This window comes from Fluviicola taffensis DSM 16823, assembly GCF_943372375.1.
Classification (GTDB): domain Bacteria; phylum Bacteroidota; class Bacteroidia; order Flavobacteriales_D; family Crocinitomicaceae; genus Fluviicola; species Fluviicola taffensis_A.
This window is the reverse complement of record NZ_CALRYJ010000010.1, coordinates 98,281-116,087: the sequence shown is the minus strand read 5'-3', so window position 1 is coordinate 116,087 and position 17,807 is coordinate 98,281. Positions and strand designations below refer to the sequence as shown.

Below are 17,807 nucleotides of genomic sequence, written 5' to 3'. Positions count from 1 at the left end.
GTATCAAGTTGTTCTGCGAAGCATGATCTCACCTAATTCGATCATTTTTCGTTTATCTTCTTCAGAAAGACCGGAGGACATCACAGCTTCTACAGATTTATCATGTAGTTCTTCCATTTTATCCAAAGCGATCTTAGCTACTCCGATTTCTTTAAAAATAGTCTGGAATCCACTGATTTTCGCTTCTTCATCTTTTTCCTCAAATAACTCCGCGATGCAGGCTTTTTGATCCGAATTTGCATGTTGCATTGCGTTGATCAATAGGAATGTCTTTTTATTCAGTAAGATATCTCCTCCGATTCGTTTTCCGAATGTATCATCGCCGAATGTATCCAGGTAGTCATCCATAATTTGGAATGCCAATCCGGAATAAAGTCCGAAATCGTATAGTTTTTTCTGATCTTCGACGGAGGCATTACCTAAAATAGCGCCTATCTCACAAGCACATCCGAACAGAACAGATGTTTTCAGGCGAATCATATTCATGTATTCTTCCACAGTCACTAGTTCCTGTGTTTCAAATTCCATATCGTATTGCTGTCCTTCCATCACTTCCTGAGCCATTTTCAGGAAACTTTTGATTAAAACTGCAGCCTTATCTTCATTTCCTTTGATCAGCAAACCGATAGAATGGGGTAGCATGGCATCTCCTGTTACAATGGCTTTATCCACCCCGTATTTTTCATGCACGGTGATTTTTCCTCTGCGCAACAAAGCCTTATCCATGATATCATCGTGTACCAGTGTGAAATTATGGAACACTTCAATTGAAATTGCTGCAGTCATAGCCGCTTCAGTAGTTACACCGAAGCCCTGAGCAGCCATTAACACCATGATAGGGCGCAAACGCTTTCCTTCAAGTGTCATAATATGATACGTGGAATCAGATAAGTTACTTGGGAAACCTTCCAATGCTTCCGTCTCCAAAAAATGAATAATCGCTTTTCTTTGGATTTCCAAATCCTCTTTTATTGTAGTTGCTGTCGTCATAATTTAAAATCTATAGAAAATTTCTAAATCTTCGCCTTTTAGTAATTGCTGTGTTTCTTCCCAGTTTTGGGTAAACCCGATCATGTATCCACCACCGCCGGATCCACAAATCTTCAAGTAATAATCTTTCGTCTCCAGCCCTTGCTGAACAATGCTTTGGTATTTTTTCGGGATCAGATAATCCATCTCGTCCAATTGAAATTTGACTAATTTCTCCAGGTTCAGATAAAAATTTTCAGTATCACCCTTCAGGAAATCAGTAATCCCTGCATTGGCATATTCAATCAACTTCGTTTGCAATTTTTGCTGAAAGTCTTCTTTTTCACACGCAGTATTGAATTGCTTAATCAGTTTTTCGGAATTTCGGGCCATCCCGGTATTCAATAAAAACAGTACGTTCTTTCCGTTTTCATCGTAAGCAGGAATATCCACTCTTACAATTTCCTTGTTGGCTTTTAATAATAAGGGTTCATTGATAATGATACTCAAGGGATCAATCCCCGAACTCTTTCCGTGAAAATGCCCTTCCAAAGAACCCAGAGTGCTTTTTAAACTTTGAACACGGTCCATTGTTAAGTGCTTCAATTCATCTTTGAAATCACCGGCTTTTTCCAAATAGCGTAGGAATATTGCGGCAACAAGCGCACCGGAACTTCCTAAACCAAAACCTTGTGGAATATCACTTCTAAAAAACAATCCTTTGTCCAATTCCTGTGATAGTTGATTCACATTCAATTTGAATGTATCGTCCGGGTGATTTTCTAAAATATGCTTGAAGAATTCTCTAATGCCTTTGTTGGATAATACCGCAATTGCACTTTCTTCTACGGTTTTAGGGTAACACAATTTCCCTGAAAATTTGCTGAATGGAATTGTCAGAGCCATACCGTTATGTAAAACGCTGTATTCTCCAAACACAAGAATTTTTGAATTAACTCTTTCCATCTATTAACTATTCAATTTTGTTGGACCAAAGCCTTCTTCATCGAAAATGACTTTTTTATATGTGTCGCGTAACCCGTTATTTATAAATTCTTCGACCTCTGCTTCATACGCTTTCGGATAAAGAACGTGAACATTCGGACCTGCATCCAATGTAAAACAAACAGGAACGTTACTCTCCTTGCGGAATTCCATCAATTTTTCAATGGCTGTAATTGTTCCCGGTTTCACCAATAGATAATAATCCATGGATGTCATCATCATCGCATGCAATGTCAATGCTTCTGATTCACACATTTGAATAAATGCTTCCATGTTTCCGGTCTTCAGAATCTCAACCAACTCAGCTGTGCGTTCATTTGCTTGCTTGAAACGGTTTTCTGCATACGGATGGTTATTCATTAAGGAGTGACCGACAGAACTGGATACCTTCTTGGGTTCATCTTCGATAATCAGAATGGCATCTTTCATGTTCTGAAACGTTGGATGTACATCCTTGATCGCTATTGCATGTTGATTCGAAGAGTTTTGGATTTGGTCATTTTCTCCCCATAAGGCAAATCCGGCGAACATACTGCGTGATGCACTTCCACTTCCTAATCGAGCTAAGTTACTAGCCTCCGTGTAAAAGGTTTCGTCTTTCTCTTTTCCTTGCAAGCTGTAGGCAATATCTAAAAGTGCCAGGGAAATTGCGCCGAATGCAGATGCAGAAGAGGCAATTCCTGCTGAATGAGGAAAACTATTAGAGGAATGTATCGTAATCGCTTTCTCCTCTATAAACGGGAAGAATTCACGATTATCGATCAAAAATTTCGCAACCCGCTGACCGAATTTTTCGTTGATCTCTCCTTCGAAATAGTAGGATAACTCAACCACTTCATCAGAAGTCTTTTCGGATAATTCGGCTTCGACTTTTGTAAATGAATTTGACAAAGTCAAACTTAACGAGGAATTACAAGGTATTTGATTTCCTTTTTTTCCCCAGTATTTAACAATAGCAATATTGGACGGGCAGCACCACGTTACTTTTACTTTGTTCATCAGTTCCTTATCTGTTTCCATTTATTTTATGAATTCTTGATAGGTAAATAATATGTCATATCCATTCTCTTCAAAATAGTTTTTTGCTGTTTTCAGGTCTCTGTAAGTTGCCATAAAAAAATCTCCACCCCAGGCACCCAGCGATTTGATACTATAGGGGTAATCGGCAAAGAAACGCTGTTTTAATTGAATAGTCCCTATAATTGATGAAATTAACTCTTCAGAAAGATTCAATTGTTGTTCAAACACCTCTATTTTATCTGTCTGTAATGCATTTGAGATCATTGCATTCATTGTTTCGATTTGGTGTTGAGCAACTTCTTTTTTCTTAAAACGCTTAATTTCTTCTCGTGAATTTTGCTTGTTCCCCAAATAAATAAACAGGAGTTTATCCGTTATTGACTCCGGGAGATGTACCTCCTTTTTAATTTTTCCATTAGCATATAGAATCGGAGCATTTGCTGTGGCACAAGCCACGTCGTAACCCGATCCGCCAAAAGATGCTTCAAGCAGTTTCCTGGTTTCTACACCCGACCATTGACCCAATAGGCTGATCAATGTAGAACTGGAACCAAGTCCCCAATTCAATTCGAAATTCGCTTCGATCTTGAATTTTTGATTGAAATCAAGATCGGGTTTTTCAGATCGAATGACGAGGAACAACTGCCGCAAAATTGCTGCAACTTCTTCGTTATTGGTATCCAGAATGGTGAAATCATCGCTCAAAGAAGCAGAAAACCAGATTCCATGTTTGGAATGGCTTTCCCAGATAATTTCGTCCGACTTTGTTACTGAAAGTGTTTGTCCGAATTTTAGGGGGAAAGCCAGACAGTCTGATCCATTCAGCACGAGGTATTCACCAAAAAGCATCAGTTTTCCTGATGCCTTATAGGTTCTTATCATATTTTCAGAAACTGCCAATCAGACTAATTGAAAAGATTCAACATAGGTACGAACTGCAGACACCGAGACATTTTTGTCTTTGAAGTAAGCCACTACTTTATCGCGGTCTTCTTTTTTGACTTCTAATTGATTCATGATATTGAACAAGTGCATTTTCATGTGTCCTTGTTGGATACCTGTCGTTGTCAATGATTTAACCGCTCCAAAATTGTTTGCCAATCCTGCTGCTGCTGCTATTCCCATCAATTCTCTTGCATTCGGGAAATCTAAAATTTCGTGTGACAGTTTCACCAACGGATGTAAGTTCGTCAATCCGCCAACAACCCCCATTGCAATGGGTAAAGTCAGCTCAAAACGGAAGATATCGTTAACGATCGTACAATTCGTCAAAGAAGAATAACTGCCATTCATACTTGCATAAGCATGACCGCAGGCTTCAACTGCTCTAAAATCATTTCCTGTTGCCAATACCACTGCATCAACACCATTGTAAATTCCTTTGTTGTGCGTCGTTGCACGGTAAGGATCTACTTGTGCAATTCTCACGGCTGTATGGAACTTTTTGGCAAACTCTTTCCCGGAAATACCCGGAACAATTCCATCCAGGTTCTTAACATCCGTTTCCACCCAACATTTGACCACGCAATTAGGCGTAAGGTTAGAGAGAATAGACATGATGATCTCCAATCCATCCTTTTTAAAGTCCGGTTGGGTTTGGTGCCAGTTTCTAAATAGTTCAGCGAATCGTTCCAAGCAGGAGTTCACGAAATTAGCCCCCATTGAATCGATTGTTTCAAAAGTGACGAATAACTGCATCAATCCTGGCTCCTTGTCTGAAAGATCTTTTAAGACAATATCCTTAATACCACCACCACGGTTACGCATGTTTACCGTAATATCTTCTGAACCTTTGAATAAAAGCTGTTTTAATTCATCAAAACGATTGATCAGTTTTTCAATATCATCGTGCCATAAGAAATGAACTTGTCCTACTTTTTCCGTATCAACGATCTCTGTATGGAATCCTCCTAAGGCATACCAGAACTTCGCGCTTTTTGAAGCAGCAGCTACAACAGAGCTTTCTTCAATGACCATTGGAACGGCAAAGGTCTTTCCATTGATCAAAAAGTTTGGAGCAATGCTATAAGGTAAGTGGAAATTCGAGATAGTGTTTTCACTAAACTCGTCAATCACTTCTTGAACAGAAGCATCCGGGTGATCAAAACTTTTAAATGTTTCTATCGTTTTATTTGGTGATTTACAAAACTTTGCAATCGCCTCCAACTTCTCCTGTTTGTTCTTTTTTGAGAACCCTTCTATTAATATTTCCATTATCTTATTTTTAGAAATTTTTGAGCCATTAATAATCCTTTAATTTGTATTTCAGCAAATGTATCCAGGGCTTCCTGAGATTCATTTGCATGTTTTAAGAATGGCGCCGCCTGACCGTAAATCGCGGGGATGTTTGCTTTAGAGGTTAAGTAATAACCATCTAAAAAGTTTTTTATTCCACCACTTATAATCACATTATTACACTTACGTTCAGATCCTAGTTCTTGGATTGATTTATTTAAAAAATCGACCATTTCGGTAGCAGAATGCCCCAAAGCGATCACATCTTCATAATGAGCTTTCAATGGTTCGTTACGCAATAACTCCAATTTTGAAAAGTTTGTTCCGCCATTTGCAGCAAAGTCGATTGCCAAAATCGGCAGTTTTAGTAATTCCCTCATACTTTCAGGACCAAATCCTTGACCCACTTCCTTGACAATGATGTTTGTGTCAATCTCGTTCAACAACTGTTTAATTGTGACAAGCGGGGAGCGTTGAATCAAATCACCTTCTGGCTGCAACCATTCCTGCAAAGGATTAACATGGACAATCAAACCATCCGCATCCAATTTATCTACCAGTGCTTTTAGCTTGGATGCCTGACCTTTATCTATTAATCGCTCAATTTGAGCAATTCCTACATTGGCAAACAGGGGAGAAGCATCACCCAGTATCGGACGCAGGTTAAAATCATCGAAATAGGTATTGTCTTCCAAAATGATCCGACAAGACCCAAGACCCATTCCAAAACCGTATTTATTAGCCGTTTTTGCCAACATCTTATTGATTGGACCTGCAGTGGAAGTACCTCCCGTCATACTGGAAATCCAAATAGGATAACGCATTGTTTTCGCTCCTAGTTGAATAGATATGTCTGATTGTTCAGGGTGCCCCTCTAACATCGGTTCGTAATAAAAACGACCATCTGATAAGGCGCTTTGTGAAGCAAAGGCCAAATCCAAATGATTCTGTTTCCTTAAGTCTGCCGCTTCAAGCGATTCGTGTTCAATTTTCTCCATTTAGATCATTGCCGGAACTTCCTCGTCCTTTAATATGGGAAGAAGAATTCTTTTTGCATTTTTGTATAAGCGTATTTGTTTCGCCGGTTTAGTAATAAAATGTATCGGGTGCTGCATCGCCACTTTAAAAAAGTGTTTCAACAGAAATTGTTTGTTTTTGTTTATTCCCGAAAGAATGGAAAGCGGACCTGTAGCTTGCTCTCCTCCCTTCTGCAAATATTCAAAGCATGCTTCTTTTAATTCATCGTTGGTGAAGACTCCATACAAAGCGTTTGCCAAAATATTGATTGTTTCAACATTTTCCCCTCTGTTCTTATAATAATCATTGATGGCGTATTCCAGTTTTTTTTCATCCTGAAAATCCATTCCCGCCAATTCACCATTCAGACAAAGGATATCTGAAAAAGTTGCTGTCATTCCTCCACCTGTCAAAGGATGTCTCATGTTTAATGAATCACCTAAAAGTGCAGCACCTTTCATACGAAATGCCTGGCCTTTCATGGAGTGATTCGGCATGACCTTGAAGGGTTCTTCGTCCATTGCCTTTAAAAATGATTGAATCATTTCTTCAGGTAATATTTTCACTACACTTTCCTTCAAGCGCTCCATTGACTCTTTCCCCATTTTGGGAGCTTTTCCACCGGGATAATCAATTAGGATCCGATATGCATTTGTATGGATCGGGTAAACCAAGACTGGAAACTCACCTGTAACGATCATGTGACCATAAGAAGGGAATTCCAATTCTAAATCTTTCAGAACCAAGCCCATGAAATAGGAAGTTACCTTCTTGTTCACTTTACTCAATTTATCACGCAGTACGGACATTGGTCCATCACAGACGATTGTCAATTTTGCATGTTGGGAAACAGTTGTTCCGTCTTCCTGTGTGTAGCTTACACCGATAATGGTGTTGTTGTTCTCCAGGATTTGGGTAACATTTCCCTGAACCACGGTGATGTTCTCCCTTTGTTCAAGCTCCTTTCGGATATTTGTCAGGAACTTTCCGTTTCTCAAACCAATTCCCTTGATTCCTTTTTGGACTTCATCGTACTTGATGGTGAAGCGTTCGTTCCCTTTAATCAGATTGTAGCCATTGACTTCCTGTGCATCAATACCTTCCAGTAAATGACCAAGTCCCAGTTTCGTTAAAGCCTGAATTCCTCCGGGCTGCATTAATTCACCGATAATTCTATCCGGCTCTGTAAGGTCACGTTCCACAACAAGGATACGTGTGCTAGCGGGTTGGGAAGCAGCAAAGACACCTCCGGCAACTCCGGCACCTATAACTATGATATCAAATTCACCTGTGCTCATCTTTGAATTTTGGCTAATATCGATTTAATTTTACCTGTATGATCTTCTTTCTCTAAACTGTTAAGAATAGAGATGAATTCTTTTTTTGTACTGTTAAAATCCTGAATTGCTATAAAATATTTAGCAGTTTTTCCTTTTCTGATTTTAACGTTTTTGTGCAAGACCTGTGGATTATTGTAAAGCTCTTTCAATGTTGCAATAGCCATCAATTGAGGGATGGCGCAAAAACGAAAAATTTTCTGGTCGCTTAGGCATTCTAAAAATTCAAGACAGGCAGGAACATGTTCAAGTGCATTGAGTACCACTTCATTTAATGCTGAAAGCCCACTTTTTTCATCCGCTTGCAATTCGTGTAACGTATTTGCTTTGTTTTTCCAGGATTCCTCCGGCCAGAAAATACGTCCTTGTTCCAAATCTTCTGCAAAATCACGGATGATATTTGTTTTTTGAAGGAACAATCCCATTTCATTACTGAGGCTTTTATCAGATAGCTTAACACTTGTCTCTAATTTTGAGGCAAGAAACAATCTACTCAAACCAATTCCGACCAATCCGGCAACGTAATAGCAGTAATCGTCCCAGTCTTCATAACTTTCAACGGTTTTATGCGCATACTTGTTCATCCCGATCGCCATTTCATTAGTTATGTCACTAATAACGGCTTTGTATTCCGGTCCAAGCTTTTGGTATTCACGAATAACCTTGTCAAAATGAAGCATTAAATCCCGATAGTCTTGGGTATCTCCCACATTTTCAAGAATAAATTCTTCTTTGTTTATACGGTCAGCAAAGGTAAGGAGCATGTCTTTCTTGACAGCATTGTCGATGTTCATATCATCTTCAATGGTATCGAGACCTCTTAAAACGAGGTAAAACAAGCAAACAGGATTTTTAAGATCGTCCGGCAATTGCTGAATCACGACAGCAAAAGAACGCGAAACCTTTTTAAGCGCTTCATAGCAATAACTTAAATCATCTGTGGATTGAGATAAATCTTTTAAGCGGTACTCCGAAGGTTTGAATTGTTTGAATTCTTTCTTCATCTGTAAAAGATACACCAACTCAGATACATGAAAGGAATAATATGCGGCCCTTCTAATCATTATTTTTTCTTCAATTTGTAGGGCACAAAAATACGTACATTTTAGAGATTGGGCCTAATTTTTAACGTTTAAAAACTAACTTTCCAATCCCTATGCATACACATTAATTTTTTAAAACAATTTACCACACATAATATTGATTAAACTTTCAATCAAAAAGGTCGAAAATGCTCTTTCTTAAACTCAGACTGTCATGGTTCATCCCTTCGACTTTTCCACACGTTACGGCAGATTCCCTTTTCAGGGTGAGGAGGTAGAATCATAGCGACTGGTAATTTATTCGTGAAGTGTCAATAAAGGCACCTTGCTATGAAAAGCCATTGCCTTTGTATGTGATTCATGAAATAAACGGCTGATTATCGAATGATTGCGTGTGATCATTACAACCAGGTCGATGTCATGTTTTTCCACAAAATCATTGATCCCTGAGACAACATCTGTGTTTTCCCGGTAAAAAAAACTGTGATGGATAAACTTCAGGGAATGGATCAGTCTGAAGCTTTCAGCAATTTCACCTAGTGTAGGAATAGCCTCCGACTCAGGAAACACATTCAATACATGTACATGGGATTTGAATAATGCTGCAAGTTGTTTCAAAGGTTTCAATACCGTTTTGTTATCCGTTTCCTTAAAATCAACTGCCAAAACGATATTTTTAAGTTCTTTAAATTGGACTTCCTTATCAATAACAAGCACCGGTGTCTTTGATTTTCGAATAAGCTGTGATGCGGTGCTTCCGATAACTTTTTCTTTCAGGTAACCGGCTCCCTGGGCACCTACGACAATCAGATCTGCATTTTCTTTTTGGGCACATTCCATGATTTCATCATCGGGTATTCCGGGTGAAGCGCCATAACTGACTTTTAAATCAGGATCCGTTGACTTAATCCATTGCTGTAGTTTTTCCAAAGACGACATTGCTTCTTTTTGAAGTGCGTCTTCAGTTGGCACGATGATCAAAGGATCATACATGGGAGAAGGTATCAGGTAGCCATGAAAGAGAAAAAGTTCAGCTTCAGTCTTTTTTGCCAGTTGCACGGCATAGTTCAAAGCGTTATCGGATAGAATTGAAAAATCTGTTGGGACAAGTATTTTTTTCATAATAATAGGGTTAAAAAATTGCACATGACAAGTTGAAATTTTAGTGGGACGATCGCTTTAGTATATACCAATCCCGGAAATCGGAATTAAGATGTGTACGAATAAACGCATGATTCATTTGCTGAAACGATGTGCCTCTAAAACAAATTTACTTCGGAAACAAACCGATTGAAATGAGCTGGGTCATTCTTCCTGATGAAGAATATCAGTGAGTAATGTCATCCATGAAAGTAAGTCTAATCATAGGGTTGAGACTAATTGATTTACAACTTTACAGCATAAACTTTAAACAAATCACGTGAAAAATAAAACGGTATTAGCTTTAGCTATCACAACATTGATGTTCAGTTGCAATCAACCTTCAACTAAAGAAGCAGAGGATGCAAATCAAAAATTGGAAACGGCAAAAAAAGCACAGGATGAAGCCTACAAAGAAAAAATAACGGCTGACTGGAATGGCTTCAAAAAGGAATCCGATAGCCTGATCGCAGGCATGGAAAGCGATTTGAAAAAAATGGAAGTCACTCTTGCAAAGGAAAACAAGAAAAACACCCAAAAACTGAAGGCAGAATATCTTAAAACTAAAAATGAGTTGGCATCATTGAAAGACAAACTTCATCAAAGGAATGAAGCGTTTAAAAAGGATTTGAAAAAGATTGATCACTTGGTGGAAGAAAAAAACGAATCGTTTAAGCGTGAATTTAAACACGACACGGATGAATTGATGAAATCGTTGGAAGACTTATTTAAGGATAATGTGAAATAATCACCTCTTGGAAACATTGATTTATAAAAAAGATTGCGGTAAAGCACTTATTGTATCCGGTAAAAAGGACCAATAAGTGCTGCCGGAATTCCTGTCGTGGTTGCTTAATCTTTACAAAGAGTGATTGACTTAAAAGGGATATTACTTAGTTCTTCAACTTAACCTCAATCAACTGCTTTACATCATCTACCAAGGATGAGTCCAGTATATCAATCCTGATCCCACGTCCTTCTGCATAGACTTTGGCAGATTTTAAGAGCTCCTTGATGCTTGGTGCTATTGTACTTTCCATGACAACATCCGTTGCTTTTTGTCCGAAAACGAAAGCGGTCTTGAAGAATCCTTCCCTTGGAAGTAAATAGACGATCACTCGTTTTTTGTCTTTTATTCTAAAACTCCATCCATATTTGACCCCGGAATAATGCCATTCATCCATTGCGTCAGGATACAAACCGTGAACATGATTCCGGATCGCATGCCATAAAACAGAGGTGTCGTTCAATTCTCTACTTAGATCCTGGTCTTCCGGAACAATAGTCTTATTGGTAAATACACTCGTATCCATCAATCTAAATTAATCAAAAAGCCGGAAGTCCTTCTTGTCTGAATAGTACACCGGATAGGCGATTCATAACTAACAAAATACAGGTGTAAAAGTTTGAAATATAACAAATCCAATAACTATGTAAAAAGCACAAATGATTTGACAAAACATTTCGTATTTGCTCAACTACTTTAGATATACAAATTTTGGAACGCAACTTTTGTGAAGTGGGTAAATCGTGTGGGGTTAAGATGGGGTGAAAACCCCGCTTGACCATTTTTTTACAGATGAACGAATCAGTCAACATCCCCTCTTTTTCCCTTAAAAGCGACTTTACTTTTTAATTGTAGCTAATTGGATTTTAAGAATAAGTTTCATCATTAATAAAAAGGGTTATGAGGGTAATTATTAGTACGTTGTCCCTTCTTGTAGGGATGGGTTGGTCAATAGCTTATTTTAGATTTGATATGGGAGGTGTTTATCATCTGACCATCATTCTTGCAGTAGCAGGACTTGTGACTCAGTGGCTTCCGGGGAAATCTTGAAAAGCTTCGTTTCAGGAGTAATTATTAGATTTTTTAAGCGTAGGTGTTTCATCTCAAAAATCTAATAATTATGTAACTATTTTAGAAATCAGTGTAAACTTTTTGTTTCACATAGCTCTAACTTAGATACCTGGTTAATCATGTAAGGACCAAGTTAGGTGATGTTAAGTTTTTAGATTTAAGGGAGCGAAGGCTCCCTTTTTTGTCCAATGATTGTTTTACATTTAAGACATTAATGAGAAGTTCAGATAAAAAATAGAACGATGATACAAAGAGAGAAAATATTTAGCGGTTTTTCAGCATATGACACGGATGAAGCCTACTTTTTTTACAAGAACGTACTGGGCTTGGATGTGGAGAAAGGTGATATGTCAGTTCTGACAATAAAAGTGAATGATGGGATGAAATTCATTATCTATCCGAAGGAAAACCATGTTCCGGCAACTTATACTGTCTTGAACATTCCTGTTACGGATATTGATGATGCGGTGCATGAACTAGCTAAAAAAGGAGTTTCCTTTCTTCAGTACGATATGCCATATATCAAAACGGATTCAAAAGGAATTACACGTAATAACGATGGTTCTGCATTGGCTTGGTTCACGGATCCGTCGGAGAATATCATAGCTTTGATACAGGAATAAGGTGTTTTTACAAGTTCATTCAAATAAAAACGGGAATCGATCCACAATGGATGATTCCCGTTTTTTATGGAGTATTACTTTCGTTACAAACCAAATGCAACACCAACCTTCACCCCGAAATTCGAGTTGTACTGGTTACCGTGGATTGCCGTTAAACCGGTGTAATAGTTAAAATCAGTATTTAGCCAGATATTTCTCATTAGTTTCAGATTGAATCCGATAGAGGCATTCAACCCGATATCAAAACATTTTTTCCAACTTTAGGTTTTGAATTGGGAATCTGATCAACTTCTTTACTCCGGTTAGCCCGGAAGCTATCCAAAAATTTAGCTAGGAAGGTACTAAAAAAGCAAGGGTTGTCTTTTTGAGACAACCCTTAATGAATCGTGTTTAAGAACAGATTAATTTCCTGTCTTAATTATGCTTTGGCAGCGGCATCGCGTAATTGCTTGATTTTGTCATGCCCGGCTTTGATCTTTGAATGTTGCTCTTTTACAAGAGGTAAGAGTTCTACTCCGCTAAGAACATCGCTGTCAATTTCTCCTTCGTATGTTTTTAGTGCAGCGTCTTCACCGAATTCACAAGAATTTAAAATTGCTTTTCGGTCTTTACTCGTTAAAGCTGCTTTCACATCCATCCAAACGCGGAAAATTTTACCTGAAACAGTTGTTCCTTCTATCGGAGTCCCCCCCCAATTTGCTTATTTCCTGCACCAGTTCACGGCGACATTCCTGACTTGATGTCATCATTTCCGAGAAAACACTTTTCAGGTCGTCCTGATCTGTTTCCTGTGCTGCCGTTAAATACCCCTGAATGCGATCATTATTGATTTGGACCAGGTTATTTAAGCTAGCTACTATTTTTTCATTAGTTGTTCCCATGATTGTTTGTTTTTATGATTACCTATTCTTCAAATTCTACTTTGCGGCTTTAGATTTCTCTTTGCAAGCCTCAGCATGATCCAAATGCGTGCGTAATGCAGGAAGCATGGATGAAGCCCAGTTGCGGATATCTCCGTCTTCTGCATTGGAAGAAGCGTTTTCGAACTCGCGGATCGCATCTTTATGACCTTTAACCATCATACTAGAATACTCTTTGTCGAAATCCATACCCAGATCTTCTTCATTCAGATCATCGTAGGCATCTTTTCCGTTTTCCGTCAAAACAACAGGAATGGTAATGGATTTGCTTGCAGCCAATTTTTCCAGATCATTTTGAGCAGCTGTATGTGTATCAACCATCATCTTTCCAAGTGCTTTCACATCGGCTGTTGACCCTTTTTGTTGAGCTAATTCACCCAATTTGATTTCTTCGAGATTAATCTCAGCTGCTGTTACCAGGAAGTCTGCATCTTTTTCTGATTTCCGATCATCGAATTTTTCTTCATTCTGATCTTCTGCAATTTCCTTTGCATCCTCCGGATTACTATTGCTACACGAATGGATAATAAATAGACTCATGCTTAAGAATCCTAAATAAAGGAAGCTTCTTTTTGCTGTTCTTACATTTTTCATGACTGTTATTTTTTCGGTTATTGAAACTGTTTTAATTCATGAACAACATCCTATATGTGTTGTTCAGCGTGAAGTAAAAATGCGCACCTTCGAAAGAAAAGGTGTTACACTTTATTTTTGAAAATTTGCACTAATCCCACTTTTAGGAGTTGTAAATGCGGACTAATCACTTGCGGATATGCAGTGTTTACGGGAGAGTTGAGATAATCCGGAAAGAGGTTTGAAAAAGGGCTGGAATGAGTGGTTTTAGCTTTTTTTATAAAAAAATGGAGCCGGATTGATAGGGCGAATCGGGAAATTTGAAAACAAAAAACTCATCCGCCGGTTGATGGATGAGCTGGGGATGTGTTATTCACCCCAAACTACTTTTTGAAGTACATTTCTTTTTTAGTTTACCACAAATGCCAAATAAAATGGCTGCCTACCGGTCAGCGTTGGCGCATTTCACAGACTCCGACAAGGTAGGAGCGCAGATTGTAACCTATCTATATCTGCGAAAATCCACTAAATCCGCGTGCTTTATAAAAATATTAGTGCTCTTTTAAAAACTGTTAATTGTTTAGAAAGAGAAGCAAGTCTGTTTTAAATACATTATTCCTACTGGTAAGCGCCTCCCAAAATTGGTATTTGTTGGAAAACTCTTGAGTGGTTATCAATTGTGGTTAGCTAGGTTCCCACAATTCAATCTTGTTGCCTTCATCATCCATGATATGAATGAATTTTCCAAAGTCATAAGTAACCAGTTCGTCCAATATGGTCACTCCATTCTCTTTGAGTTTGTTGATCATGCCTTCAATATTCTGAACACGGTAATTGATCATGAATTCCTTTTGGGAAGGAGCGAAGTATTCACTTCCTTTTTTAAATGGTGTCCATTGAAGGGAATTGACTTTATCCGGATTGTTCAAATCTCTCGACTCAAAACTGGATGAGCCCCAATCATTGATCTCAAGACCTAAATTCTTGGCATACCATTCCTTTGTTTCCGGCAGGTTCTCTGAGAAAAAGAAAATCCCTCCGATTCCGGTTACTTTTGGTGTATCATTTTTTTGCTCTTCCATGTTTTAGTGTATTTATTCTATTATTGGTTCTTTTCACCAAAGATGTTTGTTTTCGATGATATAATTATAAGGATTTTCAGAATCCATTTTTCCGTTGTGATAAATTAAAAACTCAGCTTGATTTTTATTGAATTGGATGGTTTCTATTTTTTTAATTCCAATTAAACACTGATTACTATCATAGATCAATTCCCTTTCAAATATTCCAAACTCCGATTTAGTCAGTCTGATAATTTCCCCGCAAGCTAAAAATCCCTCCCTGCTAATTAATAGATTCAAATCTTTATTGATCTTATATCTGTAAACTGGTTGACTTAACATCACGGATCCAATAGTTAATAACATTAAAGGGATTATTAGTACTGCGGATATTAGTTTTCTCCTTGTATTCTTAACCCTTGTAAAGTATACTACACTTGTTAAAATAAAAATCAGTTTGACAATCAAACTTGAATAAAGACCTTTGAGCCAATAACCATTAAAGAACAATATCATCAGAGCTAAAAAAAAGAACGTAGCTAGAATCATTAGTTTAATGATGTTTTTTTCATTTTTAGGAAGTTCTTTATTTGTCAACTGTGGAATTAAGTTGAGTCCAAGTCCAATTACTATGAATATTAGAATCGCTATCATTTTTCAAATTCGTGTAAACTTTTCAAACGAAGTTAAACTAAAAGATAAAACAAATGACCGGATCCAAACCGTGAAATTCACTATTGAAAATTTCATTTTTCATGCTTATTTTAATTAAACTGTGAATTTTAACAAGCAACCACTCAGTGATTCCCGCTAAAGACTCATTCGAATTAGTTTCGATATCAGAGTTAATAGAGCGCAGGTGCCCATAGACTGGTTTTTATTCTCCCTAATGGGATTCCAATCGGTAGGAATTTCCTTTCAAGACCGCATTCTTTTTATTATTCAGTTAATAGTAAAACCTTGTGTTTTTCATACCTTTGCGCCAATTAAACGCTAAAACGAAACCGTTTCGAACAAATTAATTTGATTGGGAACATGAACAATATAGCCTTAACAGGATTATTCGCAAACCGATTGAAGGGAATTTATGCGCTTTTATTAGCATGTTTTGCCCTGACATTCAATACTTCCGCACAGTTTTCTCGATCTGATGAATCCATTGCGACTAGTATGTACATCATCATGTTGAATACGACTTGGGAGAATCAAGCTTCATTTCAGACATTCCAGATCGGGGTTCTCGATAGCGACACTTCTTTTTACAGCGTCATCCGAAAAAAATACGAAGGGATTTCTCTCAAAGGGAAAAAGGTAAGTGTGGTACATTTTAAAAACCTGGAAGCGATCAATCCCACTCAGATCTTATGTGTCGATAAGAAATTCAATAAGAAGAGTGAAAAGATAGCAAAAGCCATTTCCGGAAATCATACCTTGTTAATCACCAATTCAATGAAGGATGATGAGTGCGAGATGGTCAACTTTAACGGACGCCTGAAGAAAGACGATTTCACGGTCAATCAGGAGAACATGGAAAAGGCCGGGTTGAAGCTCACCAACCAATTTGAAAACTACATGGAAGGGACGGTTCAGTGGGAACAATTGCTCACCGAATCGATGGAAAAATTGGATAAGGAGCGCGAAAAGCTGGACAAAGAGCGTGAAAAAGTAGCGGCTAAGGATCAAACAATCCAGGGACAGAAGGCGAAGATCAATTACCAGCAAATGACCTTGAAGGAAAAGGTCAAGATGCTCGACGAGCAAAGTAGTATTTTGGAAGAGCAGAATCAAAAACTCGAAAGTCAGACGCGAGCCATTTCCGATCAGGAAGATATCCTGTTCAATCAGAAACGAAGTATTGAAGAGCAAAAAGGAAAAATTAACGAACAACTTCAGAAATTGGGAATGCAACGGGTTATCCTGATCATGGGATTTGTCGTTCTATTACTTATTCTGGGGACGGTCTATGTTTTATACCGCAGTTCCGTCCATCGCAAGAAATCCATGGTTCAGCTTTCGGAACAACACGCGATTGTTAGCGGTCAGAAAGACCAGATTGAGAAGATCCTGTTTGAATTGACCGATAGTATCCGTTATGCCTTGCGCATTCAGAACGCTGTTTTACCAAATGAACAAACCATTAAAGGAACTATCCCGGGCGAGTTTTTCGTGATGTTCAAACCAAAAGACATCGTCAGTGGAGATTTCTTCTTTGTAGATCGTCGGGGTGATTGGACTTTGGTGGCAGTTGCCGATTGTACGGGGCATGGTGTACCTGGCGCATTTGTCAGCATGTTGTGTATCAGTCTTCTGAATGAAATTGTGAAACAGCAGGAAATTACGCGTGCGGACATCATTCTGAATGAACTTCGTGACAAGGTGATTGATTCCCTGCAACAAAAAGGGATACAAGGTGAACAGATGGATGGAATGGATATTTCCTTGCTCCTGATCAACAATAAAACACTTAAATGCCATTGGTCGGGTGCGAATAACCCGCTCTATATCGTTTCTTCGAAGAGCAACAAGTTGGAAGAATTGAAGCCGGATAAGCGTCCGATCGCAATCTATCCGGACATGAAGGAATTCACCAATCATGAGATCACTGCAAAACGCGGAGACATCTTCTATTTGTTCACGGATGGTTATTCCGATCAGTTCGGTGGAGAAAGAGGGAAGAAATTCATGAGCCGGAATTTCAAAAACTTGCTTGCAGAGAATTCCCACAAACCAATGATTGAGCAAGGTCAGATCCTGGATTCAACCATGGAGAATTGGAAATACGCAAACGGTTCGGATTTCGAACAGATTGACGATATTACGGTTTTGGGAATCCGCATCGGGTAATCCGGAGGCTTTGCACAGGAATATTGATTAAGGTTGATTTTCACCTGCGAGTTTGGCTGTTTATTGCCATTCAAACCAAATCCAAACTTTTCTCGTTAACAGTTATAATCATCGCAATTTCTTATGTTTGAATGTGAGACCTGAGAAAATCGCCTGATTTTT

Annotated in this window: 19 protein-coding genes; 4 read left to right on the top strand and 15 right to left on the bottom strand. The window is 38.4% G+C overall.

Features of this window, described 5'->3' with window-relative positions; all coding sequences use genetic code 11:
* Positions 1–3: 3 nt before the first annotated feature.
* From AAG807_RS14385 to AAG807_RS14345, 9 genes are all read right to left on the bottom strand, one after another.
* A complete protein-coding gene (locus AAG807_RS14385; protein ID WP_341905314.1) occupies positions 4–990 on the bottom strand; it encodes a polyprenyl synthetase family protein in 987 nt (328 codons plus the stop codon).
* 3 nt (positions 991–993) lie between these two features.
* Positions 994–1,935: a hypothetical protein gene (locus tag AAG807_RS14380; protein WP_341905311.1), complete on the bottom strand. Its 942-nt coding sequence runs from the start codon at positions 1,933–1,935 to the stop codon at positions 994–996.
* Between the two features lie 3 nt (positions 1,936–1,938).
* Positions 1,939–2,994, bottom strand: a complete 1,056-nt coding sequence (gene mvaD, locus AAG807_RS14375) for a diphosphomevalonate decarboxylase (RefSeq protein ID WP_341905310.1) — start codon at positions 2,992–2,994, stop codon at positions 1,939–1,941.
* Positions 2,995–3,876 (bottom strand): GYDIA family GHMP kinase, encoded by an 882-nt coding sequence (locus AAG807_RS14370; RefSeq protein WP_341905307.1) that lies wholly within the window; start codon positions 3,874–3,876, stop codon positions 2,995–2,997.
* A gap of 18 nt (positions 3,877–3,894) precedes the next feature.
* Positions 3,895–5,208, bottom strand: coding sequence for a hydroxymethylglutaryl-CoA reductase, degradative (locus AAG807_RS14365; RefSeq protein ID WP_341905304.1), 1,314 nt, complete (start codon positions 5,206–5,208; stop codon positions 3,895–3,897).
* Positions 5,208–6,227 (bottom strand): isopentenyl-diphosphate delta-isomerase, encoded by a 1,020-nt coding sequence (locus AAG807_RS14360; RefSeq protein WP_341905300.1) that lies wholly within the window; start codon positions 6,225–6,227, stop codon positions 5,208–5,210. The genes AAG807_RS14365 and AAG807_RS14360 overlap by 1 nt, the downstream gene beginning before the upstream one ends.
* Positions 6,228–7,544 (bottom strand): FAD-dependent monooxygenase, encoded by a 1,317-nt coding sequence (locus AAG807_RS14355; protein WP_341905297.1) that lies wholly within the window; start codon positions 7,542–7,544, stop codon positions 6,228–6,230.
* Positions 7,541–8,587, bottom strand: a complete 1,047-nt coding sequence (locus AAG807_RS14350) for a squalene synthase (protein WP_341905294.1) — start codon at positions 8,585–8,587, stop codon at positions 7,541–7,543. The genes AAG807_RS14355 and AAG807_RS14350 overlap by 4 nt, the downstream gene beginning before the upstream one ends.
* Positions 8,588–8,923: 336 nt before the next feature.
* Positions 8,924–9,748, bottom strand: coding sequence for a universal stress protein (locus tag AAG807_RS14345; RefSeq protein ID WP_341905291.1), 825 nt, complete (start codon positions 9,746–9,748; stop codon positions 8,924–8,926).
* 298 nt (positions 9,749–10,046) lie between these two features.
* Here AAG807_RS14345 and AAG807_RS14340 point away from each other — a divergent pair, with 298 nt between their 5' ends.
* A complete protein-coding gene (locus AAG807_RS14340; RefSeq protein WP_341905288.1) occupies positions 10,047–10,514 on the top strand; it encodes a hypothetical protein in 468 nt (155 codons plus the stop codon).
* Positions 10,515–10,659: 145 nt separating this feature from the next.
* Here the strand turns inward: AAG807_RS14340 and AAG807_RS14335 are convergent, their stop codons facing one another.
* A complete protein-coding gene (locus AAG807_RS14335) occupies positions 10,660–11,079 on the bottom strand; it encodes a DUF3788 domain-containing protein (RefSeq protein WP_341905287.1) in 420 nt (139 codons plus the stop codon).
* Between the two features lie 374 nt (positions 11,080–11,453).
* Between AAG807_RS14335 and AAG807_RS14330 the strand changes: the two genes are divergently transcribed.
* Together AAG807_RS14330 and AAG807_RS14325 are read left to right on the top strand one after the other, a co-directional pair.
* Positions 11,454–11,603, top strand: coding sequence for a hypothetical protein (locus tag AAG807_RS14330; RefSeq protein WP_294862311.1), 150 nt, complete (start codon positions 11,454–11,456; stop codon positions 11,601–11,603).
* A 263-nt stretch (positions 11,604–11,866) separates the two neighbouring features.
* Positions 11,867–12,247 (top strand): VOC family protein, encoded by a 381-nt coding sequence (locus tag AAG807_RS14325; RefSeq protein ID WP_341905283.1) that lies wholly within the window; start codon positions 11,867–11,869, stop codon positions 12,245–12,247.
* Between the two features lie 418 nt (positions 12,248–12,665).
* Here the strand turns inward: AAG807_RS14325 and AAG807_RS14320 are convergent, their stop codons facing one another.
* The 5 genes from AAG807_RS14320 to AAG807_RS14300 form a co-directional block, all read right to left on the bottom strand.
* Complete coding sequence (locus tag AAG807_RS14320) at positions 12,666–12,884, bottom strand: hypothetical protein (RefSeq protein WP_341905281.1); 219 nt, start codon at positions 12,882–12,884, stop codon at positions 12,666–12,668.
* A gap of 16 nt (positions 12,885–12,900) precedes the next feature.
* Positions 12,901–13,128 (bottom strand): DUF2383 domain-containing protein, encoded by a 228-nt coding sequence (locus AAG807_RS14315; RefSeq protein WP_341905278.1) that lies wholly within the window; start codon positions 13,126–13,128, stop codon positions 12,901–12,903.
* A gap of 36 nt (positions 13,129–13,164) precedes the next feature.
* Positions 13,165–13,761, bottom strand: a complete 597-nt coding sequence (locus AAG807_RS14310; protein ID WP_341905273.1) for a DUF4142 domain-containing protein — start codon at positions 13,759–13,761, stop codon at positions 13,165–13,167.
* Positions 13,762–14,423: 662 nt separating this feature from the next.
* Entirely contained in the window at positions 14,424–14,822 is a 399-nt protein-coding gene (locus AAG807_RS14305) for a VOC family protein (protein ID WP_341905270.1), read from the bottom strand.
* A gap of 33 nt (positions 14,823–14,855) precedes the next feature.
* A complete protein-coding gene (locus AAG807_RS14300; protein ID WP_341905267.1) occupies positions 14,856–15,455 on the bottom strand; it encodes a hypothetical protein in 600 nt (199 codons plus the stop codon).
* A gap of 381 nt (positions 15,456–15,836) precedes the next feature.
* On the opposite strand from AAG807_RS14300, the gene AAG807_RS14295 reads away from it, so the two are divergent.
* On the top strand, positions 15,837–17,645 hold the full coding sequence (locus AAG807_RS14295; RefSeq protein WP_341905265.1) for a YfiR/HmsC family protein: 1,809 nt from the start codon (positions 15,837–15,839) through the stop codon (positions 17,643–17,645).
* Positions 17,646–17,807: the final 162 nt, after the last annotated feature.

Bases quoted from the DNA above. Each gene is read 5' to 3' on its own strand.
- AAG807_RS14305 (WP_341905270.1), bottom strand. From the start codon at position 14,822: ATGGAAGAGCAAAAAAATGATACACCAAAAGTAACCGGAATCGGAGGG.
- AAG807_RS14300 (WP_341905267.1), bottom strand. From the start codon at position 15,455: ATGATAGCGATTCTAATATTCATAGTAATTGGACTTGGACTCAACTTA.
- AAG807_RS14320 (WP_341905281.1), bottom strand. From the start codon at position 12,884: ATGGATGTGAAAGCAGCTTTAACGAGTAAAGACCGAAAAGCAATTTTA.
- AAG807_RS14325 (WP_341905283.1), top strand. From the start codon at position 11,867: ATGATACAAAGAGAGAAAATATTTAGCGGTTTTTCAGCATATGACACG.
- AAG807_RS14350 (WP_341905294.1), bottom strand. From the start codon at position 8,587: ATGAAGAAAGAATTCAAACAATTCAAACCTTCGGAGTACCGCTTAAAA.
- AAG807_RS14310 (WP_341905273.1), bottom strand. From the start codon at position 13,761: ATGAAAAATGTAAGAACAGCAAAAAGAAGCTTCCTTTATTTAGGATTC.
- AAG807_RS14360 (WP_341905300.1), bottom strand. From the start codon at position 6,227: ATGGAGAAAATTGAACACGAATCGCTTGAAGCGGCAGACTTAAGGAAA.
- AAG807_RS14355 (WP_341905297.1), bottom strand. From the start codon at position 7,544: ATGAGCACAGGTGAATTTGATATCATAGTTATAGGTGCCGGAGTTGCC.
- mvaD (WP_341905310.1), bottom strand. From the start codon at position 2,994: ATGGAAACAGATAAGGAACTGATGAACAAAGTAAAAGTAACGTGGTGC.
- AAG807_RS14385 (WP_341905314.1), bottom strand. From the start codon at position 990: ATGACGACAGCAACTACAATAAAAGAGGATTTGGAAATCCAAAGAAAA.
- AAG807_RS14330 (WP_294862311.1), top strand. From the start codon at position 11,454: ATGAGGGTAATTATTAGTACGTTGTCCCTTCTTGTAGGGATGGGTTGG.
- AAG807_RS14365 (WP_341905304.1), bottom strand. From the start codon at position 5,208: ATGGAAATATTAATAGAAGGGTTCTCAAAAAAGAACAAACAGGAGAAG.
- AAG807_RS14315 (WP_341905278.1), bottom strand. From the start codon at position 13,128: ATGGGAACAACTAATGAAAAAATAGTAGCTAGCTTAAATAACCTGGTC.
- AAG807_RS14295 (WP_341905265.1), top strand. From the start codon at position 15,837: ATGAACAATATAGCCTTAACAGGATTATTCGCAAACCGATTGAAGGGA.
- AAG807_RS14335 (WP_341905287.1), bottom strand. From the start codon at position 11,079: ATGGATACGAGTGTATTTACCAATAAGACTATTGTTCCGGAAGACCAG.
- AAG807_RS14370 (WP_341905307.1), bottom strand. From the start codon at position 3,876: ATGATAAGAACCTATAAGGCATCAGGAAAACTGATGCTTTTTGGTGAA.
- AAG807_RS14380 (WP_341905311.1), bottom strand. From the start codon at position 1,935: ATGGAAAGAGTTAATTCAAAAATTCTTGTGTTTGGAGAATACAGCGTT.
- AAG807_RS14345 (WP_341905291.1), bottom strand. From the start codon at position 9,748: ATGAAAAAAATACTTGTCCCAACAGATTTTTCAATTCTATCCGATAAC.